This is a genomic window from Rathayibacter sp. AY1F4, assembly GCF_002931775.1.
In the GTDB taxonomy this organism is placed as follows: domain Bacteria; phylum Actinomycetota; class Actinomycetes; order Actinomycetales; family Microbacteriaceae; genus Rathayibacter.
Window position 1 is genome coordinate 1 of record NZ_PSVE01000006.1, and the last position, 22967, is coordinate 22967.

A 22967-nucleotide genomic window follows, 5' to 3' on the forward strand; every position below is an offset into this window, starting at 1 on the left:
GGGTCGCGGCGGGCGCCTGGGCGCTCTCGTCGCACACCCCGCCACGGCCCGCGCTCATCGCCGCTCTCACCGGAGCCGGCGCGTTCCTCGTCTCCGACCGCCCCCGCCGGTCCCTCCTCCGCACCGCCCTGATCGGGACGACGACCGCTCTGCTGGCCGTCCTGGTCGCGGCGGCGCTCCTTTTCCACGCGTCCGGCGGACGCTGGTTCATCGTGCAGACGCCCTCCATGGGCACGGCCGCCCCGGTCGGCACCCTCGTCCTCACCGAGCCGACGGCCCTCGAGGACGTCCGGGTCGGCGACGCGGTCAGCTTCCACCCCACCACCACGCCCGACGAGACCTACACCCACCGCGTCGTCGAGATCGCGGACGACGGCACGCTCCGCACCCAGGGCGACATCAACGGAGCCGTCGATCCGTGGGCCACCGGCCAGGACCAGCTCATCGGAGTCGTCACCACGGCGCTGCCGGTGCTCGGCTGGCTCGTGCGCGGTCTGCCGCTGCTGATCATCGGCGCCGTCCTCGTGCAGCTGCTCACCCGCTTCATCGCCTCGCCCACCCAGCGGGCGTCGATGCGGATCCTCGGCCTCTCGCTCGTCGCGTCCGTCACCGTCTTCGTGCTCCGCCCGCTGGTCGGCATCGTCGTCCTCGAGGCCACGGTCGACAGCGGCACGACGAACGCCACGCTCGTCTCGACGGGCGTCCTCCCCATCCGCGTGAGCGCCGAGGGAGCCGACCCCGTCGACCTGGTCTCCGGACAGGTCGGCCGCCTGCAGATCCCGGCGCACGACGGAGACGCCTACGCCCTCTCCTCCGCTCTGCACCTGCCGTTCTGGGGCTGGGTCCTCTTCGTCCTGCTCTGCGCGATCCCGGTGCTCTACACGGTCTTCGTCGGCCTCCCCGGCGAGCCGGAGCGGACCGCCGAGCGCGGCCGCCGCGCCGCCCGCGAGGAGGAGACGGCTTGAGCCGGCACCGCCTCTCCGCCGCCTCGCCGGCCGCGCGGCTGCGCACCCTCCTCGCCCGCCCGATGTCTGTCGTCGCCGCCCTCGCCACCGCCGCCCTGGCCGCCGTGCTGCTCACCGCCCCTGCCACCTCCGGCGCGTACACCGCGTCGATCCTGAACTCGACCAACACGGTCGGCAGCGCCGCCGCGTTCTTCACCTGCGACGGCGCCCTCGCCGCCGACCGCGGGGCCGCGCTCTTCGCCTACACGCTCGCGCAGCCGAGCGGATCGACGACCGCGCCCGACACGGACTCCGGCCAGTACCCGGGCACCTACCGCTCCACCAGCCTCTTCCCGACCGCGATGGTCAGCTCCGCCGCGACGCCCAAGGCCTGCCCGCGCGACGCGGGCGGCTCCTGGATGCCGAACGGCACCAACCAGTACCTGAGCACGCCGCTGGAGATCAGGAACCCCGGCACCTTCAGCACCGAGATCTGGTTCAAGACCACGAACGCGGGCGGCAAGCTCTTCAGCTTCAGCGCGGGAGCCACCGCTCCCGGCGGTCAGTACGACCGCCACACCTACATCGGTGCCGACGGCAAGCTCGTCTTCGGCGTCTACAACGGCGCCGCGCAGACCATCACGAGCACCCGAGCCGTCAACGACGGACTCTGGCACCACGTCGTCTCCACGCTCTCGCCGACAGCGGGCATCGCGCTCTGGGTCGACGGCGTGAAGGTCGCCTCGAACAGCACGTACCGCACGGCCGAGAACACGACGGGCACCTGGAAGATCGGGTACGACAGCCTCGGCGGCCAGTGGCCGAACGTCGGCTCCTCGTATTTCGGCGGGAGCCTGCGCTACGCCGCGGTGTACTCGACGGTCCTCACGCCGGAGCAGATCCAGACGCACTACGCGGCAGGACGCTGAGCGAACGGCCCGGTCGGCGGCGCCTCCGCCGCCCTAGGGTGAGCGGATGAGCACCCCCGCCCTCTCGCGCCGCGCCCGCTTCCACCAGCGGTTCCTCGTGGAGGAGCGCGTGATGGCCCCGGAGGCGCGCCGCGGCCTCGACCGGGCCGGCTTCGGCCTCATCGGCGTCGGCATCGTCCTCTTCGCGGCCTTCACCGCGCAGGTCGCGAGCGGCACCGGCCTCACCGTCCTCGATCCGGTCGTCGCCGAGTGGTTCCGCGAGAAGCGCTCCGCCGAGGGCACGGTCGTGATGGACGCGCTCGCCACCGTCTTCGGGCCGGTCTACCTGCCGGTCATCATCCTGGCGGTGCTCGTGCTCTGGTTCGTCCTCGCGCGGCACCTCTGGCGGCCGATCCTCCTGGCCGGCGGCATGCTCGTCGGGATGCTCAGCGTGCAGCTGGCCGCTCACCTCGTGATGCGGATGCGCCCGCCGATCGAGTACATGCTGCTCGGGCCCGACGGGACCTTCTCGTTCCCCTCCGGCCACGTCACCGGCGTGAGCGACTTCTTCCTGATCACCACGTTCCTCCTCGCCTCCCGCCGCTCCTCCCGGAGCTGGATGATCGGGGGCTTCGCGCTCTCGCTCGGGATGATCGCCGGCCAGATCGTCGCCCGGCTCTACCTCGGCTACCACTGGCTGACCGACACGCTCGCCTCGGTGTCGCTCGCCCTGATCGTGCTCGGCTCGGTGATCGTGATCGACACCCGCCGGACCGCGGTCGTGCGGGGCGGCGCGGACTGACCGGCGCGGCGCCTCCCTCTGCGGCGAGGAGCCGGCCGAGGGAGCCGCCCTGTCGTCAGCCCCGGTCGGCCGGATCCTCCTCGGTGACGATCGGCACCGGCTCCGTCACGCCGATCGTGCTGACGATCGGGACGATCCCGGTGCGGGTGAACGGCTCCTCGGCGGCCGGCGCCGACTCGTCGGGCAGCGGTGCGGGGACGACCGCGGCCGGCGCCGACGGGTCGGACGCCGTGGGGCCGGATCCGCTGCCCGGCGCCGTGGCGTCCTGCGCGGTGTCCGCCTGCCCGGCCTCGGCGCCGTCGGGGTAGAGGACGTCGGCGGCGAGGGCCTGCTCGATCCCGCGGTCCCGGCGGGTCCGGGCGCGGACCGGCGCCACCGCCCGCACGATCGGGGTGCGCAGGCGGCGGTAGGCGATCCGGCCGAGCGTGACTCCGCCGGCGAGGCCCAGCGCGATCATGCCCGCCTGGAGCAGGAGCTCGATCCCGGCGCTCGGGCCGGCGTTCGAGGTGAGGCCGAGGACGCCGCGGTAGAGGGTGAGGCCGGGCAGGAGGGGGACGATCGCGCACGCGGTCGTCACCACGGCGGGCACCCGCATCCGCTCGGCCAGCATCTCGCCGAGCAGGCCGATCGCCAGCGCCGGGAGGGCGTTGGCCATGAGCGGCGCGAAGCCCGAGGTGGTCAGCGAGTCGGAGACGAGGAACGCGCCGGCTCCGGTGAGAGCGGCGATGAGCGCGGGCCGTGGCGGGGTGTGCGACGAGAGCGCCCAGGCGCCCGCCGCGACCCCGGCACCGAGCACCTGCACGGCGGCCGGCCAGGGGCGGGCGTAGGAGTCGACCAGCACCAGCTCGACCCCGAGCGACCGCGCGCCGTCGAGCACCACGGCGATCCCGACGACGATGCCCAGCGTCAGCAGCCCGACCTCGAGCAGCCGGCCGCCCGCCGTGATCGGGAACCCGTTGATCGCGTCGTCCGCCGCTCCCACGAACGAGAGCCCGGCGAGGAGCACGACCACCCCCGACGCGACGACGAGCGCGGGCGGCAGCACCGCCAGCTCCACGGGCAGCCGCGGCACGACCGCGAGCAGCACCACCGCCACTCCGGTCGCCAGCGCGGCGCCCGCGATCTGCTGGAAGAAGGCGGGCAGGCCCCAGCGGGCGAGCAGCTGGTTGACCAGGTCGATCGCGGCGGCCGTCGCGGCGGCGAGGAGCACGACGAGGGGTCCGCCCCCGAGCAGGAGCGCGACGCCCGCGGCCATCAGCGCGAGCGTGAGGGTGACGACTCCGCGGCGGTAGCGGTGCGGCTGGACGAGGATCGCGTCGAGCCGGTCGTGCGCGGCCTCGAACTGGTGGCGGGCCTCCTCGCGGGCCTCGGCGGAGTCGACGGCGTCGGCGACCCGCACCTCCGGCGAGCCCTCGGTGATGGCGGTGACGAGCGCCGTCACGCGGGCGAGCCGCTCGTAGTCGGCGCTGCGGGAGGGGACGACGCGCAGCACGCTCACGCTGGGGGAGTCGTCGCCTCCGTCGTGCACGACCAGGATCGACGTGAAGGTGAGGTCGACCTGGCACTCGATGCCGTAGGCGCGGCACACCCGCTGGATCGTCTCGGTCACCTCGGCGGCCGCGGACCCCAGCGAGAGCAGCGTCTCGCCCAGCCGCACGGCCAACTCGAGCACCCCGCGGACCGTCTGCTCGGCGAGGAGCGCGCGCTGCGCTCGACGGCTCACCGGGGCCGCGGGCCGCTGCCCGCCGAGCTTGCCGACGACCTGCTGCAGAAGACGAGGAGAGCGCACCGTCCAGGGTAGGCACGCGGGGGCCGGTCCGGGGACGGGTTGCGGCGGCGGCTCTTCCGCGGATGCCGGGGCAGCAGCCCTCAGAAGCAGGCGAGCACCCGGGTCGTCAGCCAGAGGGCGGCCTCGAGCTCGGTGTGCAGCTCCCGGCCGAGGGCGAGCCAGCGCTCCTCCGCCTCGGCGCTCCTCCAGCCCTCGAACACGTCGCATCCGGACGCCCAGAGCTCCTGCCAGCGGAGCAGCGGTGCGTGCAGGGCCTCCGGGACGCCGATCGCACCCGGATCGTCGATCGGGCCGTCGACCGCCCAGAGCGGATACTCCGCGCAGTGGTCCGGGTACAGGCGGAGGTCGGCGAGCCGCCCCTCCCGATCGGCCCGCGCGCGGGCGAGGGTGTCCTCCTCGGTCGCGAACGGCGGGACGATCCACTCGATCTGCGTGACGGGATCGACGACTCGGTGTTGCACGGCTCCTCCTCCGCTCCTCGATGCGCGCACGACGGTAGCAGGGCCGTTCCGCGCCGCATCGGAGGGGGCCTGCCTACACTGGCGAGCGACTGCGTCCGCGGACGGGCGGGCGGGGCGAGGGGTGGGAGCGCATGAGGGTTCACGAGCGCGCGGTGCGGCACGGGCGGCTCCGGCGGCGGTCCGGGGTGCGGACAGTGGTGGTCGGGATCGCGGCGGTGGTCGGCGTCCTCGCCGTCAGCGCCACCTCGCTCGTGGCGATCGCGACGGTGAGCATCAGCCGGAACGTCGCCGACAACGCGGTCGATCTGGGCGTCGCTCCTCCCACCGCCGGGAACGTGCAGATGGGCGCGGTCGAGGGCGGCTTCGACGTCCTGGTGGTCGGCACCGACAACGACGCCACGCAGGGCGACACGTTCGGCGTCCGCGACGACACGCTCAACGACGTCAACATCCTGCTCCACGTCTCGGCCGACCACCGCAGCGCGACGGTGATCAGCTTCCCGCGCGACCTGATCCTGGACCGTCCCGCGTGCACCGACCCCGAGACGGGCGTCGTCACCGAGGCCGCCGCCGGCGTCCCGCTCAACTCCGCGTTCCAGTACGGCGGGCTCGCCTGCGTCAACGACACCCTGCAGCAGTTCACCGGCCTGACGGTGCCCTACGCCGGCTGGGTGTCCTTCAACGGCGTCATCGAGATGAGCAACGCCGTCGGCGGCGTCCCGATCTGCCTCACGGGTCCGATCCTCGACACCGACTCGGGCCTCGACCTGCCCGCCGGCACCTCCACCGTCTCCGGGTCGATGGCCCTCTCGTTCCTCCGCAGCCGCCACGGCGTCGGCGACCAGAGCGACCTCAGCCGCATCTCGTCGCAGCAGCAGTACCTGGCCTCGCTGATGCGCACCGTCCGCTCGGCCGACACCCTCTCGAACATCCCCGCCCTCTACGGACTCGCGCAGGCGACCTCGTCGAACGTGCACCTGTCGACGTCGCTCACGAGCCCGGCGACGATGATCTCGCTCGCCCTCGCACTGAAGGACGTCGACCTCTCGAAGATGGTGTTCGTGCAGTACCCGGCGCTCGACGACCCGGACTATCCGGGCAAGGTCGTGCCGAACGCCGAGGTCGGCGCCGAGCTCATGAACCGCGTCCTCAACGACCAGCCGGTGACCCTCGCGTCCGACGCTCCGGCGGAGGAGGCGCCCGCGGCGGAGACGCCCGCGGAGGGCGGCGCGGCTCCGACGGATCCCGCTCCCGTCGCCGTCGACGCTCCGGGCCAGACCGCGGCGGAGGAGACCTGCGCGGTGCCGTCCGACTGACCCCACAGGTCTCGCGACGACGAAGGCGCCCGGGCGGTGTGCCCGGGCGCCTTCGTCGTGCGTGGTGCGCGGCCGTCTACGCGCGGCGGCGGCGGAGCATCGTCAGGGCGAGACCGCCGAGGACGCCGAGGGCGGCCAGGGCGAGCGGCGCGGTCGTCGAGACGCCGGTCGAGGCGAGGACGGGGCGGTGGCCGCCCGTCTGCGCAGCGGGTCCGGAGCCGGCCGGGTGCCCTGCGGGCCCGGCGCCGGCAGGGTGCGCCGTGACCGCGGCGACCGCGGCGGAGCAGTCGGCCTCTCCGGCGATCGGGTCCTCCTCCGTCAGCGTGTAGTCGTAGGAGGTGCTCGCCACGAGACCGCTCGACGTGCCGCGGGCGATGACGCAGTAGATCTCGCTCGCCGGGTCCTGCAGCGGGTACTGGCCGAGGGAGATCAGGCTCCAGCCGAGCGCGTCGACGCCGACCTCGAGGCTCGAGCCGCCGCCCGTGAGCGTCTGGCGCGCACCCGAGGTCGAGAAGACGCCGATCGAGACGGTCTCGTCCGCGCCGAAGCCGAGGAGAGCGCCACCGCTGGTGGGCTGTCCGTCCGCCGGGGCGGGCTCGGGCGGAGCCCCCTGGGGCCAGATCCGGATCGCGGTGCGCGAGGGGACCTGCTCGAGCGACGACGTCACGGAGCGTCCGCTGGTCTCTCCCGTGGCGGTGACGGTGAAGGTGCCCAGCTGGTCCGCCATGGTGTCGGCGTCGAGCAGGACGAAGGCCTCGCCCGAGAGCGGGGTCGGCGCGGGGGGCACGAGGGCGGAGGTGCTGCCGTCGGGCGCGGTGAGCGTGACGGACACGTCCTCGCCGCGGTCGAATCCGCGGAACGAGGCGACGACGCCGTAGATCCGGAACTCTCCGACCTGGATGTCCGCACCGGCCGGGAGCACCCCGCCGTCCTCCCGGTTCTGGAAGACGACGCTCGTGTCGGGCTGCGTCACGGTCAGCTCGACGGCATCGGAGGCGACAGTGGCGCCCGAGGCGTCGAGTCCCTCCGCGACGACGGAGATCGTCTCACCGGGGAGCGGGAGGTGGGGGTCCACCGCGACGCCGTCCGCGTCGGCGGGGAGCCAGTCCTGGAGGCGGAGCTCGCCGGAGGCGGTGATCACGCTGGTGGTGACGGCCTCCTCCGAGTCGCCGTCGCGGAGCACGACGACGGCGACGGTGCCGGGCTGGAAACCGGTCCCGGACACGTCCAGGCCGCCGGCCCAGCCCTCCGCCGACGGGATCGCGGAGAACGCCGAGCCCGCTTCGTAGGTGGTGCGGTCGAGGGCGATCGCCAGGGGCGACTGCGCGCTCTCGACGGGCGCGATGGTCGGAGCCGGAGTGGGCACGGGAGTCGAGGCCGGTTGCGGCGTCGCCGTGGGCTCCGGAGTCGCGGTCGGCTCCACGGTGGGAGCCGGCTCGGCCGGTGCCGGACTCGAGGCGGCGTCCGGGACGACCTCGGTGGCCAGAGCGACGGACGGGAACGCGAGCGCCCCCAGCAGTGCCGCAGTGGTGATGACGGTGACGCCGTGGCGTCGTCGCGCAGAGCGCACGATTCCTGCTTCCTCCGAGCCGCTGATCGCGGTCGGCTTCCCCATGAGCGGGGGACGCTCGCCCCCTGTCGCTGAGTGTGTCCTAAGCGGAACCTCAGCCGGTGCCGGATCCTGCAACGATCCGATCACGCCGCGCGGCGCGAGGTGACGGTCCGGTCACGGGCGCGCACGGCGACCCGGACAGGCTGGTGGGCGACGCTCCCCGGGGCTCCTCAGACCGGAGGCACGACCAGCAGCAGCACGCCGATCGCGGCACTCATCGCGGCGACCACGCACCAGCGCTCCGCCCGGGTTCCCGCGGGTCCGCGCGTCCGCGCCACGGCGCCGAGACCGATCGCGAGCACGGCGATGCCGACCTGCAGCGCCACGGTGGTGCGGAGCAGCGTCCAGGCCTCGAAGACGCTCGCTCCAGCCGATCCCGTGGCGAGCAGCGGCACTCCGCCGACGCCCACCGGTACCAGCAGCAGGCCGGATCCGATCGCGAGCGCCGCGACCAGGTGGGCGAGCACGTCGTCCAGCGCGGTCCGTGGCGGCGCGCCCACCGGCCCGAGAGCGGCGGCGCCGGGCCTCATCGCGACAGTGCGGAGATGCATGGGGCGAGCGTAGGCCCGGACCGCAGCGGAGCGGACCCCCTGCGGAGGCCCCTGTCCGGTGGGCATTCCGGGGGAGGATCGGCGCTGGGCGCGCAGTCGACCGGCCCGGTCCTCCGGTCGCTCGTCGACGCCGTCCGGGCGGCTCGCTTCACGCCCGTCAGTCGCTGCTCCCGGTCCAGGTCCCTTCGATCACCTGGATCAGGTCGTGCCGCTCATCGGGGCCCAGATCCGGTTCGAACTCGACGACGAGCCGGTCCGACCGGTAGACGTCCCTCGTGTTGTACACCGTCGCCTGCCGCGCGAGATCGAGGGAGTGGTAGCGGTGGATCGACGCCCCGGGCCCGTCGACGCCCTCCACGCACCCACGACGATCTCCGCAGGCCTCCCTGCTCGGAGCGGCAGCGCGCTCGAGTCCGTCCAGCTCCGCGCGGGTGACGTCCCGGATCGTGATCCTCGATCTCGAGTCGTCGAGGAGGAGCCCCGCTCCGAAGACGGCGGCTCCGCCGACGACGGCCCCGACGACGAGACCCGCCGCCCCGAAGACGACGGCGGTCCGGCCGACCGTTCCCGTGGCTCTGCTCGTCGCTGTCATGGAGGTCCTCTCTTCGGCCGGCTGCTCGGGCGGACGGCGGAGTGCCACCGCATCCGGAGAATCTCCCAGCGCTCATCGGCGGAGTCAAGAGCGCACACCTCGATGGCAGGAGATGTGGCGCGATCGTCGACGCAGAGGGTGCAGCAGCAGGCTCCGCATCCGCCCGGCGCCTCCGCCTCAGGCGCCGTCTCCGGCAGGATCAGGGGATGCTCCTGCAGACGATCACCACCGGGTCCGGACCGCGACACGTCGGGCTGGTGCACGGTCTCGGCGGGTCGGCGGCGACCTGGGGGCCGCTCGTCGAGCGGCTCGTCGCGACCGGCCGTCACACCGTCACCGCCGTCGATCTGCGCGGGCACGGCGAGAGCCCGCGGGCCGAGTCGTACCGGATCGACGACATGGCCGCCGATCTGGTCGAGTCGCTGCCGGCGGGACTCGACAGCGTGGTCGGCCACTCGCTCGGCGGCGCGGTGCTGCAGCGCGCCGTCGCCGCACTCGCGCCCGGCCGGGCCGTCCACCTCGATCCCGGGTTCGCCCTGTCACTCCCGACGAGCGGCCTGGCCGGACGGCTGTTCTGGGCGGCGCCGCTCCTGTCGCTCGGCATCGCCCAGCTCGGACAGGCGCGGGCGAGCGCCGCGGTCCGCGCCGCCTACAGCCCCGAGACCCGCGCGCTCCTCGACGAGGCGAAGAAGCGGTTCGACGCGCGGATGGCCGTCGGCGTGTTCCGGGACGTCGCCTTCCACCCGGTCCCGGTCGAGGCGCCGGCGGTCCCGTCGACGATCGTGCTCTCCGACCAGTCGCCGGCGGTGCTGCCGGACGCCCTGGCCGCGCGGCTCGAGCAGCGGGGCTGGCAGGTGCGCCGGCTCCCGGGCGTGCACCACGACATGCAGCTCGAGGACCCGGAGAGGACGTTCGCCGCGATCGCCGACGTGCTCTAGCCGCGAGCCCCTCCGCGGGTCGGGCGCCGGTGAGCGGGCTACCGGCACATCCGCCCCGACGACCGCGGCCACGGGCGGCTCCGGACGGACGGACGCTCGAGCCGTCTGCGAGAGTGCTGGCATGTCCCCGCAGTCGTTGTCCGAAGCCGATCGTCGCCTCGTCGCCGCGTGGGCGGCCGACTGCGCGGAGAGGGTGCTCCCCCTCTTCGAGGCCGAGGCCCCCGACGACGTCCGGGCACGGGACGGCATTGCCCGCGCCCGAGCCTTCTCGCGGGGCGAGTCGGACGCGGCAGGGGAGATCCGGCTCCGCTTCGTCGCGGGTCGTGCGGCGCAGTCGGCGATCTCTCCGGCGGCGAAGGCTGCGGCGCGGTCGGCGGGACAGGCGTCCGGCGTCGCCCACATGGGAGCTCACGCGCTCGGCGCCGCCGCCTACGCAGTGAAGGCGGTCGGGCTGGCCTCGACGCGGGAGGGCGGCGAGGCCGAGATCCGGTGGCAGCTGGGGCACATGAGCGGGCAGGTGCGGGCGGCGCTGCGGACCCTGCCGCTCCTCGGCGAGGACCCGTCCGGCCCGCTCGGTCCGGGACTCCTGACCTCGGGTGTGCTCGGATCGAGCATCCGCGCGGTGCAGGCGGCGCTCGGCGCAGCAGCCGCGGACTGATCGCCGACGCAGGCGGCGCAGCAGAGGGATCGGGCGACGGCGCGCAGGTCGTCCCCCCTCAGCGTCTTCACCCGCGTTCGCCCACCGCGGATCCGGACGCGCTGCCGTCCCAGGCGGAGAGCATGCTGAGCCGATCCGCACTGTCGCTGTCCGCGTCCGGGCAGGAGATCACCAGGACGCCCCCGCCCACCGGCAGCTTCTCGCACGGGCGTCGGTTCGCGCTCGTGCACATCCCCTCGACCAACCGCTGCACCCTCGTGATCGCCGCCGAGCCGGACGGCGCGCGCTGGTCAGCGAGTCCACGCCAGCCAGCGCTTCGTCTCGGTCCACACCCAGCCGCACCGCGGATCTTCGGATGAGCCGTGTGCTCACCTCGCGTCACTCGCCGATCGGCCGCCTGCCGTCGACCTCGAATCGCCGCTCCGACGGCTTCATCCACCCCGATGATCGGTCGCGTTGCCATTTCGCGGAGGAGGGGACGACGTGCTTCGCCGCACGATCAGTTCGGTGGAGACCGTCGTTCGAGCATCCACCGCCTCGCGGCCCTCGATGACCGCGACGAGTGTCCGAACGCTCACACGGCCGACCTCCATCAATTTCTGGCGGACCGTCGTCAGAGGGGGCCAGAAGGCCTCGGCCTCCTCGATGTCATCGAACCCCACGACGCTGACCCGGCCGGGCACGGGGATGTCCGCCTCGTGGTAGGCGAGGAGGACTCCTAGCGCCATCTGGTCGTTGGCGGCGAACACTGCGGTGACGTCATCCCGCTCTCTCAGCGCGACTCCGGCGCGGTACCCCGATCCGGTCGACCAGTCGCCGGCGAGGGTGGCCGGCGGTTCGATGCCGCGCTCACGCAGCGCCTCCCGCCAGGCGGCCTCCCGTCGCAGAGCCGCGAAGCTGTCGCTCGGTCCGCTGACGTGCCAGACCGTGTCGTGCCCGAGGTCGAGCAGATGCTGGGTGGCGAGCAGTGCGCCGTGCCTCTGGTCGGAGTCGACCACGGGATGGCTGGTCTCCCGGCTGGCGTCCAGGGAGACGACGGGAACGCCTGGCGGGAGGTGCACGTCCGGGTTGTCTCGGTAGTGGAACTGCTCGAGCACGATGATGATGCCGTCCAGGGCCTGGTCGGCGAGCACCGAGAAGGCGTTGCTCGTCTCGTCCCGGCTGGAGACGTCCACGGTGATGAGCGTGAGAGAGTACCCGGCCCGGTTGGCCTCTGCGGAGATCGCCTCGAGGGTTCGGCGGTTGCCGAACGAGGAGAGGGTCGAGAGCACCACGCCGATGTTCCGGTACCGGCCCGATCGGAGCGCGCGGGCCGCGCGATTGGGCCGGTAGCCGAGCTCGGTCATGCTCAGGAGGACCTTCTCCCGGGTGAAGGAGTCGACCTCGGGCGCCCCGTTCGCGACGCGCGAGACCGTCTGCTTCGACACCCCCGCCCGCTCGGCGACGTCGCTCTGAGACGGTCCCTTGTGCCTCGTCGCACCGGGACGGTGCGCCTCAGACATCCTGGTCATCCGCGCGCACCGGGGCCGCGGGAGGAGGCGTCGCACGGGGATCCTTCTCGTTGCTCATGGCTCCATGCTAGAGTCCGGACCCAGATGGTCACGTGACCAAAAATCTCAACGACTGAGGAGCGACGATGGTGTCTCTGACGACAGCCCGACCGGTGAGCGCCCGCCGCGCCCGCCGCGACTGGCGGGGCTGGGGGTTCATCGGCCCGTTCATGCTCGTGTTCCTGGCGGTCCTGGTCGCGCCGGTGGTCTACGCGATCTACCTCAGCCTGTTCCGCCAGCAGCTGGTCGGCGGCAACGCGTTCGTGGGAGTGGAGAACTACGTCCTCCTCCTGCAGGACCCGCGCTTCTGGGAGTCGCTGGGCCGCGTCACGCTGTTCCTCGTCGTGCAGGTCCCGGTGATGCTGGTGCTCTCCCTCGTCGTCGCTCTCGCCATCGACAGCGCCCACCTCGTCGGCCGAGGCGCGTTCCGGATCCTGCTGTTCCTGCCCTACGCGGTTCCCGGCGTCGTGGCAGCACTGATCTGGGGCTTCCTCTACGGCAACCAGTTCGGCCTCACGGGCAGCGTCAACGATCTGCTCGGCGCGGAGATCCTGCAGCCGTTCAGCTCGGAGTGGGTGCTGGGCTCGATCGGCAACATCGTCACCTGGGAGTTCCTGGGCTACAACATGCTCATCTTCTACGCGGCACTGAAGGTCATCCCCGCCGACATCTACGAGGCGGCGGACCTCGACGGAGCGGGCGGCCTGCGAGTGGTGTGGAGCATCAAGCTGCCGGCCATCCGCAGCGCGGTCGTGATCGCCACCATCTTCTCGATCATCGGCAGCTTCCAGCTCTTCAACGAACCGAACCTCCTGAAAGTGCTGGCCCCCAACGTGATCTCCACCTACTTCACCCCGAACATGTACGCCTACAACCTCTCCTTCGCAGGCCAGCAGTACAACTACTCGGCCACGGTGGCGATCGTCATGGGGCTCCTGACCGCCGTTATCGCCTACATCGTGCAGCTGCGCGGACAGCGCTCCGAGGTGCGCTGAGATGACCGTCTCCTACGCACGCACCAGCCCCCGCGCTCGACGCCCGCGCCGCTCGATCCTGCTCGCCGTCATGATGGTCGTCTTCGTCGTGTACTCAGTGGTCCCGCTGGTCTGGCTCCTCATCAACGCGACCAAGAGCCAGAGCGATCTGCTCTCCACCTTCGGCCTCGGCTTCGGCGGCGAGTTCGCGCTCTTCCAGAACATCTACGAGACACTCACCTACCGCGACGGCGTGTTCCTGCAGTGGTTCGCCAACACCCTGCTCTACGTCGTCGTCGGAGCGGGCGGAGCGACACTCCTCGCCACGGTCGCCGGCTACGGACTCGCCAAGTTCGACTTCCCCGGGAAGCGGGGCGTCTTCGCCCTGATCCTCGGGGCGGTGGCGGTGCCCGGGACCGCCCTGGCCGTGCCGACCTTCCTGATGTTCAGCCAGGTGGGACTGACGAACACGCCCTGGGCGGTCATCCTGCCCTCGCTCGTGAGCCCCTTCGCGCTCTACCTCATCTGGAGCTTCGCCACCGAGGCCGTCCCGACCGAGCTGCTCGAGGCGGCACGCATGGACGGGTCGAGCGAGTTCCGCACTTTCTTCACCATCTCGCTGCGACTGCTCTCCCCGGGCATCGTCACGGTCGTCCTCCTCACCGTTGTCGCCACCTGGAACAACTACTTCCTGCCGCTCATCATGCTCAGCGAGCCGACCTGGTATCCGCTCACGGTCGGCCTCAGCCAGTGGAGCGCGCAGGCGACCGGCGTCGGAGCCCAGCCGATCTACAACCTCGTGATCACCGGCTCGCTGCTCACGATCGTCCCGATCGTCATCGCGTTCCTGTTCCTGCAGCGCTACTGGCAGTCGGGTCTGACCGCCGGAAGCGTCAAGCAGTGAACCTCCGCACCTCCTTCCTCCCCTCCCTTCCCGTACAACGAAGTCACTCGAAAGGAACTCCCATGACTCACTCCACCAGCAGGCGGCGTCTCGGCCGCTTCGGCACCCTGGCGGGCGCCGCGCTCACCCTCGGCCTGGTGCTCTCCGGCTGCTCCGCCGCCGGCGGCGCGACGAACTCGGACGCCGATGCGGCCGACCTGGACGCGGCCCTCGAAGAGGGCGGCGCCCTGACCTACTGGACATGGACTCCGTCCGCCGAGGCGCAGGTCGCCGCGTTCGAGAAGGCCTACCCGAACGTCGATGTGAACGTCGTGAACGTCGGCACCGGCACGACCGAGTACACGCAGCTGCAGAACGCGATCACCGCCGGCTCCGGCGCGCCCGACGTCGCCCAGGTCGAGTACTTCGCCATCCCGCAGTTCGCGCTGGCCGACTCCTTCGTCGACCTGACTCCGTACGGCCTCGCCGACCTCGAGGATCTGTACAGTACCGGTCCCTGGAGCTCGGTCAGCATCGGCGGCGGGCTGTACGGCCTGCCTCAGGACTCCGGCCCCATGGCCATGTTCTACAACCAGGCGGTCTTCGACCAGTACGGCATCGAGGTCCCCACTACCTGGGACGAGTACTACGCCGCCGCACAGAAGCTGCACACAGCGAACCCCGACGCCTACATCGCCGGCGACACCAGCGACCCCGGCTTCGCGACGAGCATGATCTGGCAGGCCGGCGGCCGCCCGTTCGAGGTCGCGGACGACGGCACGACGATCTCCGTCGACCTCGAGGACGAGGGCTCTCAGGCCTTCGCCGCGAACTGGTCCCGCCTGACCGAGGGCGAGCTCTTGCCGGACATCCCGAGCTGGAGCGACGAGTGGTACCGCGCACTCGGCGACGGCACCATCGCCACGCTCCTCAGCGGGGCCTGGATGCCCGGCGTGCTGGAGTCCTCCGTGCCCGAGGCCGCGGGCGACTGGCGCGCCGCAGCCCTGCCCACCGCCGACGGCGGCAGCACGGGCGGCAACTCGGAGAACGGCGGCGGCGGACAGGTCGTGCTCGAGCAGAGCGAGAACAAGGCTCTGGCCGCGGCGTTCGTGCGGTGGCTGAACTCGGACGACGAGAGCATCGACATCTTCCTCCAGTCCGGCGGCTTCCCCGCGACCGTCGCCGACCTCGAGTCGGACGAGTTCCTGGCGCAGACCCCCGAGTACTTCGGCGGGCAGGCGATCAACGAGATCCTCGTCGAAGCGTCCCGCACCGTCAGCACGGGCTGGCAGTACCTGCCCTTCCAGGTCTACGCCAACAGCGTCTTCCCGGACACCGTCGGTCAGTCCTTCGTCAACCACGAGGACATCGGCAGCGGACTGATGGACTGGCAGGACCAGCTCGTCGAGTACGGCGACCAGCAGGGCTTCTCCGTCAACAAGTGATACGGAGTCGCTGAGCGATACGAGAGCGCGGCGCGGGGCTTCCCCGCGCCGCGCTCTCCTGCGTGGTCGAGGGCGCGATCGACTGTCCCGCGACAGCCGCCGCGCTCCGCGGGACCGGAGAGGATCGGCGCGGAGCGATCAGGGCCGGTACAGGACGGCCGCTGTGCCGCGGACTCCCGGCCGCACCTGGAACAGCGCTCCGGCGAGAGGGTGCGCGGCGGCATCGGCGGGAGAGTAGTCCTCGCGGGACGTCGTGATGAACAGGGTGTCCAGATCGGGTCCGCCGAAGGTCACGCTGGAGACCTGCGGGGCGTCGACGTGGACGACACCGATCAGCTCGCCGGAGGGGTCGTAGCGATGCACTGCCGAAGCACCCCACATCGCTACCCACAGCGCCCCCTCGTCGTCGATCGTCATGCCGTCCGGGCTCCCTGGCCGCGACGACAGATCGAGCGATCCGTCACGACGGAGGGCGGACCCCTCCGTGAGATACCGGTCGATGCGGTGGGTCGGGGTGTCGATGTAATGCATCGTGCCGCCGTCTGGGGACCAGGCCAGACCGTTGGAGATCGTGACCTCGGGGACCGCCTCCGTGACGACGCCCTGGTCGAGGGCGTAGAGGGAGCCGGCGCCCGAGCGCTTGTCCATCGCCATCGTGCCGAACCAGAACCGGCCGGCCGGATCGACCTTCCCGTCGTTCATGCGCCGGTGCACGCCGTCGCGCGGAAGGACGTCGACGACGGGGGAGACGGTGCCCTCTGGGGAGAGGGACCACAGGCCGTCCGCAGCCGCGACGAGCCAGCCGCCGCGCACGTCTCCGACGACGGCGCCCACGGGACCGTCGAAGGCGATCGGGGGGCGGAGCAGGAAGCTCGTACCCTCCGGGGTCGCGGAGCGGACGAGTCCCGCGTACTGGTCGACCCATATCAGCGTGTCGCCGCGCGGGTCCCAGAGCGGGCCCTCGGCGTGATGCGACACGGGCGGGATGCACACCGCGGCCTCCCAGTAGGCGGGGACGGCGGAGCTCATGCGCCGCCTCCCGGCGTCGCCGCGACCGCGTCGTCCGGGTGCTCCACGGGCTCCTCCAGGCGGCCCCGGGTCTGATCGACGAGCGCACGGGTGAGGCCGACCGCTGCTGCGGCGTCGCGTGCGGTGAGCGCGTCGGCGAGCCGGACGTGGATGGCCAGGGCCCGCTCGCCCTCCTCGTCGAACACCGGCACGCTGCCGGAGTAGCGCAGCCGGAGGGCGGCGAGGACGGTGTCGGAGAGCTGCGCGAGGACGGAGCTCGAGGCCGCGACGACGATCGCCGAGTGGAAGTCGAGGTCGGCCCGCGTGAACGCGGCGACGCGCCGGTCGCGGTAGGTCGCGGTCATCTCCTCGGCGGCCCGGACGATCGCGGTCAGCTGCTCCTCCGTGCCTTGGACCGCGGCGAGCTCCGCCGCCGCCGGCTCGATGATGGTGCGCAGCTGCATGAGCTCGCGGAGCTGGATCTGCGCGTCGTCCGTGTGCGACCGCCAGGCGATGACCCGCGGATCCAGGAGCTGCCAGTGCTCGCGGCCGAGGACGGTGATCCCCACCCGCTGGCGGGCGACTATCATCCCGAGCGTCTCGAGGATGCGCAGAGCCTCTCGGATCACCGACCGCGAGACGCCGTGCTCGCGGGTGAGCGTCTCGATGTTCAGCACCGTGCCCGTCGGCGGATCTCCGCCGACGATGGCGGTGCCGATGGTGTCGACGAGGGAGCGTTGATGAGTCATGAGAGGGGTGGGACCACTCCCTCGTAGGCGCGCTGCGGGAGCTGCGTGGCGAGCTTTCCGCCGCTCACGTCGATGAGCGTGCCCGTGATGTAGTCGGCGGCGTCGCTCGCGAGGAACACGAGCAGATCGGCGATGCTGTCGGCGGTGCCCCAGCGGCGGAGGGTCAGCGTGTCGAGCAGCCGGTCCTGAGCCGCCTGGGGCATCGTCTCGAAACCGTTCATGGCGCTCGGGATCATACCGGGAGCGTAGGCGTTGACCGTGACGCCCCACGGCCCCAGCTCGCCGGCGAGCACCCGGCTGAACTGCACGACGGCCGCCTTCGATGCGCCGTAGGCGGCCGCGCCCACCGAGGGGACGATCGCCGCGAACGAGGCCGCGTTGAGGATGCGTCCATGACCGGAGGCCTTCACATGCGGAAGCACCGCCTGCGACATCAGGAACACGCCGCCGACGTTCACGTCGAAGCAGCGGCGCCAGGCGGCCAGATCGAGATCCTCCACCCGGCCCTCGACGTTGATGCCCGCGTTGTTGACCAGGACATCGATACCGCCGAACTCCTCGGCGACGCGAGCGACGCCGCTCGCCACGGAGTCGGGCTCGGTCACGTCGCCCTCGATCTGCAGGACGCCCTCGGGCGCGCCCTCCGGGAAGGCGACGTCGAACGCCGCCACCTTCGCACCCTCGAGGGCGAACCGCTCAGCGAGCGCCCGCCCGATGCCCCGGCCGCCACCCGTCACCAGGACGACCCGATCAGTGAGATCCATCAGCATGTCCTACCCCCGTCGTTCTGAAAAGTCTGCTTATTATAGATCTCATGGACGCGGAGATGCGAGTCGCCTGGGTGACAGGAGCCGGAAGCGGAGTGGGGCGCGCCTGCGCGACGGCCCTGGGGGAGCGGGGGTGGACCGTCGCCCTCTCGGGGCGCAGGGCGCCCGAGCTGTCCGAGACGGCGGGACTCGTCCGCGCCGCAGGCGGCACCGCCCTCGAGCTGCCGTTCGACGTCGCCGCGGACGACGCCCGTGAGCGCGTCGAGGCGATCGCCGCCGCGACCGGCACCGACCGCCTGGACGCCGTCATTCTCTCCGCCGGTGCCAACACCCCGCGGCGGGCGTGGGCGGACCAGTCGATGGCGGAGTTCGCGAGCGTCGTGCAGACCAACCTCCTCGGCGTCGTCCGCAGTGCCGACGCCGCACTTCCGGGACTGCGCGCCGCATCCGGCGTGATCGTCGTGGTCTCCTCGATCGCGGGCTGGCGCCCCTCGCCCGGCGCCGGAGTCGCCTACAGCGCCGGGAAGACGGCGCTCGCGCCGGTCGTCCGCACCCTCAACGACCAGGAGGCGGACTCGGGCGTCCGCGCGACACTCCTCTGCCCCGGGGACATCGACAGCGACTTCCTGCGCCAGCGGCCCGAGGTCCCCGGCGCGGCGGCCCGCTCGGTGATGCTCGCGCCCGCCGATATCGCCCGCTCGGCGATGTTCGTGGTCGACGCACCCCGCCACGTGCGGATCGACGAGCTCGTCATCTCCCCGCTCTCCCAGCGCTCCGCCTGACCGCGCTCGACCCGCGCTCGACCCCACACGACCCGCGGTCGCCGTCTTCACGGCGCCCGGACACCGACGAGAGGCTCCCATGAACGACCGATGGCTCCGCACCGGCGAGGAGCGCACCCCGCGCATCTCCTTCGGCGCCGACTACAACCCGGATCAGTGGCCGCGCGAGGTCTGGGCCGAGGACGTCCGGCTGATGCAGGAGGCCGGGGTCGACGTCGTCTCCGTCGCCATCTTCTCCTGGGCGAAGATCCAGCCCGCCCCCGACCAGTGGGACTTCGCCTGGCTCGACGAGGTCCTCGACCTGCTGCACGCCGGAGGCATCGGAGTCGATCTGGCGACGGCGACCGCCTCCCCGCCGCCCTGGCTCACGCTGGCCCACCCGGAGATCCTCCCCGTCACCGCCGACGGCAGGATCCTCTCGCCCGGGGGCCGGCAGCACTGGCGTCCCACCTCGGCGGTCTTCCGAGCGCACGCCCTCGGGCTCGTCGAGCGCATCGCCGAGCGCTACCGGGACCACCCCGCGATCGTCGCCTGGCATGTCAGCAACGAGCTCGGCTGCCACAACGCCTGGGACCACTCCGAGGACGCCACGCGGGCGTTCCGCACCTGGCTCGAGCGCCGCTACACCGGCATCGACGGCCTCAACGCGGCGTGGGGGACAGCGTTCTGGTCGCAGCGCTACAGCTCGTTCGAGGAGGTGCTCACTCCGCGTCTGGTGGCGGCCCTGCCGAACCCGACCCAGCGCCTGGACTTCCTCCGCTTCTCCTCCGACGCCCTGAAGGAGTACCTCGTCGCCGAGCGCGAGGTGCTGCGGCGGATCACCCCCGACATCCCGGTCACGACCAACTTCATGATCATGGAGGGCAAGAACCACGCCGCCTACGACGACTGGGCGCGGGAGGTCGACTTCGTCTCCAACGACCACTACCGCTTCGCCGGGGAGCAGTCCTTCGACGAGCTGGCCTTCTCAGCGGCGCTGACCTCAGGCGTCGCGCAGGGATCGCCCTGGTTCCTGATGGAGCACTCGACCAGCGCGGTGAACTGGCAGCCGGTCAACCAGCCCAAGCAGCCGGGGGAGATGGCGCGCGACGCCCTCACCCACGTCGCCTACGGCGCCGACGCCGTCTGCTACTTCCAGTGGCGGCAGTCCGTCGCCGGAGCGGAGAAGTTCCACTCCGCGATGCTGCCCCACGCCGGCGAGGACAGCCAGCTGTTCCGCGACGTCGTCCAGCTGGGGGAGCGGCTGCGCCGGCTGGACGATGTGGCGGGGAGCCGGCGCGAGGCGGCCCCGGTCGCCGTCCTGTTCGACTGGGACTCCTGGTGGGCGAGCGAGCTGGAATCGCACCCCAGCACGCTGCTGCGCTACCGACGCGAGGCGCTGGACTGGTGGCGCGCGCTCGCCGACGCGGGCGTCCGCGCGGACGTGATCACCCCGGGCACCGACCTGACCCCGTACGACGTCGTCGTCGCTCCGATGCTCTACCTCGTCTCCGGGCGGACAGGTCGCGAGCTGACCGGCTACGTCGAGGGCGGCGGGAACCTGATCACCACGTACTTCTCGGGGATCGCCGACGAGAACGACCACGTCGTCGCCGGCGGCTACCCGGGTGCTCTGCGCGACCTCCTCGGCATCCGAGTGGAGGAGTTCCACCCGCTCCTCGAGGAGGAGCACGTCCTGCTGGAGGGTGACCTGCGCGGATCCCTGTGGACCGAGGGGATCCAGCTCCGCAGTCCTGAGACGCGGGTGGTCCGCCGCTACGCGACAGGACCGCACGCCGGCGAGCCGGCGGTGACGCGGCGCGCGGCCGGAGCGGGCAGCGCCTCCTACGTCTCGACCCGTCTCCGAGGGGGTGACCTCCTCGATGTCGTCGCCGAACTTCTCGAGGCCGCCGGAGTGGCCTCCGAGCTCCCGTCGGAGATGGTCGGCGCCGTCTTCCACTCGCGGCGGACGATCGACGGCAGCGGATTCGATTTCTACATCAACCGCACCGACCGCCGAGTCCCGCTTCCCTCTGATGAGCCGGACCTTTTCGAGCAGCGGGCTGTTCCTCCGAGGGGAGTCGCAGTGGTTCGTCGGATCGGCAGCCCACTCCGCTGACAGCGAGCCGGGCGGCGCTGCTGCTCGAAGCGCTGATCCGCTCGATCGTGCAGCGCGCGGGGGCCGTGCCGCATCGCGACCGGTCGCCGGGAGCCGGCGCGTCCTGATCGGAGGCGGGCTCACCGGTCCGGTCGTGCCGACACCCCCCCCGACGCAGGAAGGGTCGCCCCGAGGGACGGCCCTTCCTGCGACTCCGCCGGCCCGCGCTCCTCGAGAGGAGCCGGGCCGACGAGTGCTCAGTGCTGGCGGATCCTGTCGATCAGCTTCCCGCCGATGTCCTTGACCTTGTCGGTGATGGGGGTGCTCGACTTCGGGCGCTCGGTGACGGTGAACGGCAGGGTGATCGCCTTGCCGGTCTGGTCGCCGGTCACCGTGACGCTGTAGTCGCCGGGCGTGGCGGGCGCCTTCGCCGTGACGGTGAGGCCGCCGCCGGCGAGGTCGCGGGTCGCGGTGCGGTCCGTGAAGAGGGGCGCGGAGCCGATCAGCTGCGTGTCTCCGTTGAAGCCCCTCGCGGTGAGAGTGACGTCGGCTCCGGGGGCGAACGACGAGCCGGAGAGCTCGGCGGCGGCTCCGAAGCTCATCGAGCGGATGTCGCGGTCCACTCCGAGCGCGTTCGTGATGGTGAAGAACGTGTCGGTCTGGTCGGTGAGCCCGGCGACGTTCGCCGCGCCCGGCCCGTAGGCGGCGATGCGCAGCTGCGTTCCGGTGTGCTGCTGCGATCCGCCCTCGGCGGCGGTGCCGTACGACACCTTCATGGTGCTGCCGTCGGCGGTCTTCAGCGCGGTGCTGAGCGAGGTCGGCGGGGTGGAGTCGACGATCTGGCTGGAGTGGGCGTGGTCGGCGGTGACGATGACGAGGGTGTTGCCGTCCGCCTCGGCGAACGCGAGCGCGGCCTGGACGGCCTCGTCGAGGTCGACGGTCTCGCCGATCTGGCCGCACGCGTTCGCGGCGTGGTCCTGCTTGTCGATGCTCGCGCCCTCGACCTGGAGGAAGAAGCCCTTGTCGCCGGTGTCGAGGAGGGAGATCGCCTTCTCGGTCATGGAGCGGAGCGTCGGCTGATCGGCCGGACGGTCGGGGTTCGCGACGCAGGTCTGCGGGGCGGCGTCCGCTCCGCCGACCGTCGCCGGGGTGGGTGCGTAGCGCACGGGCAGGTTGCCGGAGTTGAACAGTCCGAGCACGGGCGCGTCCTGGTCGGCGACGGTCAGCGCGTCGAGCTGCGCGGCGGTGGCGGGAGTCGTGGCGTCCCCGAGCAGCTGGAAGCCGCGCTCCGCGGCCTGCTGGAACAGCGGCTCGCCGCTCCAGTCGCCGGCGCGGGCGACCTGCACGAAGCTGGCCGACCCTCCGCCGAGGGTCAGGTCGGCGCGGGTGTCGAGGATCTGCTCGCTGATCGAGCCGAGTCCGCCGTTCTCCAGCGCGTCGTCGCCGCAGCTCGCGCTGTCGGGTCCGTAGCAGCTGCGGGCGTCGACGTGGGCGGCCTGCACGGCCGGGGTGGCGTCCTGGATCTCGGCGGTGGTGACGTTGCCGGTCTTCAAGCCGTTCGCCTTCGCGATCTCGAGGAGGGTGTCCTTGCGCTGCTGGTCGATGTCGACCGAGATGGCGTTGTCGTAGGTCTTGGTGCCGGTGGCCCAGGCGCTGCCGGTGGCGGCGGAGTCGGGCACGTAGTCCGGGGCGCCCTTGACGGCGCCCGTCGCCGGGTCGTCCGCGCGGTAGAGCGAGTAGGTCGTGTACTGGCCGGTGATCGGCAGGGCGTCGATCCCGGGGAAGCGGCCGGCCGCTCCGTACTGGTAGTTGCGGGCGACGGTGATCTCCGAATCGCCCATGCCGTCCCCGATGAGGAGGATGACGTTCTTCGCGTCCTGCTCCTCCACCGCTGCGCGCAGCGAGTCGGAGAGGTCGGCGTCGACCGGGGAGATGCGGGCGGCTCCGCCGGTGGCGGAGAGGTCGGCGGCACCGACGGCAGTGGCGGCGCCGGGTGCGGCCAGGGCGGCGGCGCAGACCAGAGCAGCGGCCGAGAGGGCCAGAGCGGAGCGTCCGCGGTTCGCGGAGCGGAACAGTCGTGTCACGTCGTGGGCTCCTTGAGAGGTGAGGCCCCGAGAAGGGGCACGCTCATCTCACTCCTCATCGCCGCGTCGGTGGGTGA

The 22967-nt window shown here is 72.1% G+C and carries 21 protein-coding genes; 11 read left to right on the forward strand and 10 right to left on the reverse strand.

Features of this window, described 5'->3' with window-relative positions; genetic code table 11:
- From C5C59_RS17160 to C5C59_RS04855, 3 genes are all read left to right on the forward strand, one after another.
- Positions 1–965 (forward strand): S26 family signal peptidase (locus C5C59_RS17160; RefSeq protein ID WP_104251230.1); only part of this gene is annotated, 965 nt, incomplete at its 5' end.
- On the forward strand, positions 962–1873 hold the full coding sequence (locus C5C59_RS04850) for a LamG domain-containing protein (protein WP_258062587.1): 912 nt from the start codon (positions 962–964) through the stop codon (positions 1871–1873). The genes C5C59_RS17160 and C5C59_RS04850, both read left to right, overlap by 4 nt.
- A gap of 46 nt (positions 1874–1919) precedes the next feature.
- Positions 1920–2654 (forward strand): phosphatase PAP2 family protein, encoded by a 735-nt coding sequence (locus tag C5C59_RS04855; RefSeq protein ID WP_104239674.1) that lies wholly within the window; start codon positions 1920–1922, stop codon positions 2652–2654.
- A gap of 55 nt (positions 2655–2709) precedes the next feature.
- On the opposite strand, the gene C5C59_RS04860 is transcribed toward C5C59_RS04855, so the two are convergent.
- Positions 2710–4443, reverse strand: a complete 1734-nt coding sequence (locus tag C5C59_RS04860; protein ID WP_181134820.1) for a threonine/serine exporter ThrE family protein — start codon at positions 4441–4443, stop codon at positions 2710–2712.
- Between the two features lie 80 nt (positions 4444–4523).
- The gene (locus C5C59_RS17165; RefSeq protein WP_181134821.1) at positions 4524–4904 is read right to left on the reverse strand and encodes a hypothetical protein; all 381 of its coding nucleotides are present in this window, start codon (positions 4902–4904) and stop codon (positions 4524–4526) included.
- A gap of 131 nt (positions 4905–5035) precedes the next feature.
- On the opposite strand from C5C59_RS17165, the gene C5C59_RS04865 reads away from it, so the two are divergent.
- A complete protein-coding gene (locus C5C59_RS04865) occupies positions 5036–6220 on the forward strand; it encodes an LCP family protein (protein ID WP_104238868.1) in 1185 nt (394 codons plus the stop codon).
- Positions 6221–6296: 76 nt separating this feature from the next.
- Here C5C59_RS04865 and C5C59_RS04870 read toward each other — a convergent pair whose 3' ends face one another.
- The 3 genes from C5C59_RS04870 to C5C59_RS04880 form a co-directional block, all read right to left on the reverse strand.
- Positions 6297–7835, reverse strand: coding sequence for a hypothetical protein (locus C5C59_RS04870; RefSeq protein WP_104238869.1), 1539 nt, complete (start codon positions 7833–7835; stop codon positions 6297–6299).
- A gap of 167 nt (positions 7836–8002) precedes the next feature.
- Entirely contained in the window at positions 8003–8383 is a 381-nt protein-coding gene (locus C5C59_RS04875) for a hypothetical protein (RefSeq protein WP_146082847.1), read from the reverse strand.
- 157 nt (positions 8384–8540) lie between these two features.
- Positions 8541–8975, reverse strand: a complete 435-nt coding sequence (locus tag C5C59_RS04880) for a hypothetical protein (RefSeq protein ID WP_104226555.1) — start codon at positions 8973–8975, stop codon at positions 8541–8543.
- 206 nt (positions 8976–9181) lie between these two features.
- Here C5C59_RS04880 and C5C59_RS04885 point away from each other — a divergent pair, with 206 nt between their 5' ends.
- Both C5C59_RS04885 and C5C59_RS04890 read left to right on the forward strand, forming a co-directional pair.
- Entirely contained in the window at positions 9182–9913 is a 732-nt protein-coding gene (locus tag C5C59_RS04885) for an alpha/beta fold hydrolase (RefSeq protein WP_104238871.1), read from the forward strand.
- 121 nt (positions 9914–10034) lie between these two features.
- Positions 10035–10571, forward strand: coding sequence for a putative immunity protein (locus tag C5C59_RS04890; protein WP_104238872.1), 537 nt, complete (start codon positions 10035–10037; stop codon positions 10569–10571).
- 431 nt (positions 10572–11002) lie between these two features.
- On the opposite strand, the gene C5C59_RS04900 is transcribed toward C5C59_RS04890, so the two are convergent.
- Positions 11003–12082: a LacI family DNA-binding transcriptional regulator gene (locus C5C59_RS04900; protein WP_308470719.1), complete on the reverse strand. Its 1080-nt coding sequence runs from the start codon at positions 12080–12082 to the stop codon at positions 11003–11005.
- A 125-nt stretch (positions 12083–12207) separates the two neighbouring features.
- Between C5C59_RS04900 and C5C59_RS04905 the strand changes: the two genes are divergently transcribed.
- The 3 genes from C5C59_RS04905 to C5C59_RS04915 all read left to right on the forward strand — a co-directional run bounded on the left by C5C59_RS04905 (position 12208) and on the right by C5C59_RS04915 (position 15423).
- Complete coding sequence (locus C5C59_RS04905) at positions 12208–13116, forward strand: carbohydrate ABC transporter permease (RefSeq protein WP_104238875.1); 909 nt, start codon at positions 12208–12210, stop codon at positions 13114–13116.
- A 1-nt stretch (position 13117) separates the two neighbouring features.
- Complete coding sequence (locus C5C59_RS04910) at positions 13118–13999, forward strand: carbohydrate ABC transporter permease (RefSeq protein ID WP_104223309.1); 882 nt, start codon at positions 13118–13120, stop codon at positions 13997–13999.
- Positions 14000–14061: 62 nt separating this feature from the next.
- Complete coding sequence (locus C5C59_RS04915; protein WP_104233995.1) at positions 14062–15423, forward strand: ABC transporter substrate-binding protein; 1362 nt, start codon at positions 14062–14064, stop codon at positions 15421–15423.
- Between the two features lie 138 nt (positions 15424–15561).
- Here C5C59_RS04915 and C5C59_RS04920 read toward each other — a convergent pair whose 3' ends face one another.
- Genes C5C59_RS04920 through C5C59_RS04930 form a run of 3 tightly spaced genes read right to left on the reverse strand, consistent with a single transcriptional unit; the run spans position 15562 to position 17944 of the window.
- Positions 15562–16452: an SMP-30/gluconolactonase/LRE family protein gene (locus C5C59_RS04920; protein ID WP_104238876.1), complete on the reverse strand. Its 891-nt coding sequence runs from the start codon at positions 16450–16452 to the stop codon at positions 15562–15564.
- Positions 16449–17180 (reverse strand): FadR/GntR family transcriptional regulator, encoded by a 732-nt coding sequence (locus tag C5C59_RS04925; protein ID WP_104238877.1) that lies wholly within the window; start codon positions 17178–17180, stop codon positions 16449–16451. Before C5C59_RS04925 ends, C5C59_RS04920 begins: the two co-directional genes overlap by 4 nt.
- Positions 17177–17944, reverse strand: a complete 768-nt coding sequence (locus C5C59_RS04930; RefSeq protein WP_308470720.1) for an SDR family NAD(P)-dependent oxidoreductase — start codon at positions 17942–17944, stop codon at positions 17177–17179. The genes C5C59_RS04925 and C5C59_RS04930 overlap by 4 nt, the downstream gene beginning before the upstream one ends.
- Before the next feature lie 50 nt (positions 17945–17994).
- On the opposite strand from C5C59_RS04930, the gene C5C59_RS04935 reads away from it, so the two are divergent.
- Together C5C59_RS04935 and C5C59_RS04940 are read left to right on the forward strand one after the other, a co-directional pair.
- Entirely contained in the window at positions 17995–18729 is a 735-nt protein-coding gene (locus tag C5C59_RS04935; protein ID WP_104223304.1) for an SDR family oxidoreductase, read from the forward strand.
- Positions 18730–18808: 79 nt separating this feature from the next.
- Positions 18809–20827: a beta-galactosidase gene (locus C5C59_RS04940; protein ID WP_104238879.1), complete on the forward strand. Its 2019-nt coding sequence runs from the start codon at positions 18809–18811 to the stop codon at positions 20825–20827.
- Between the two features lie 236 nt (positions 20828–21063).
- Here the strand turns inward: C5C59_RS04940 and phoA are convergent, their stop codons facing one another.
- Complete coding sequence (gene phoA, locus C5C59_RS04945) at positions 21064–22890, reverse strand: alkaline phosphatase (RefSeq protein ID WP_258062590.1); 1827 nt, start codon at positions 22888–22890, stop codon at positions 21064–21066.
- Positions 22891–22967 lie beyond the last annotated feature (77 nt).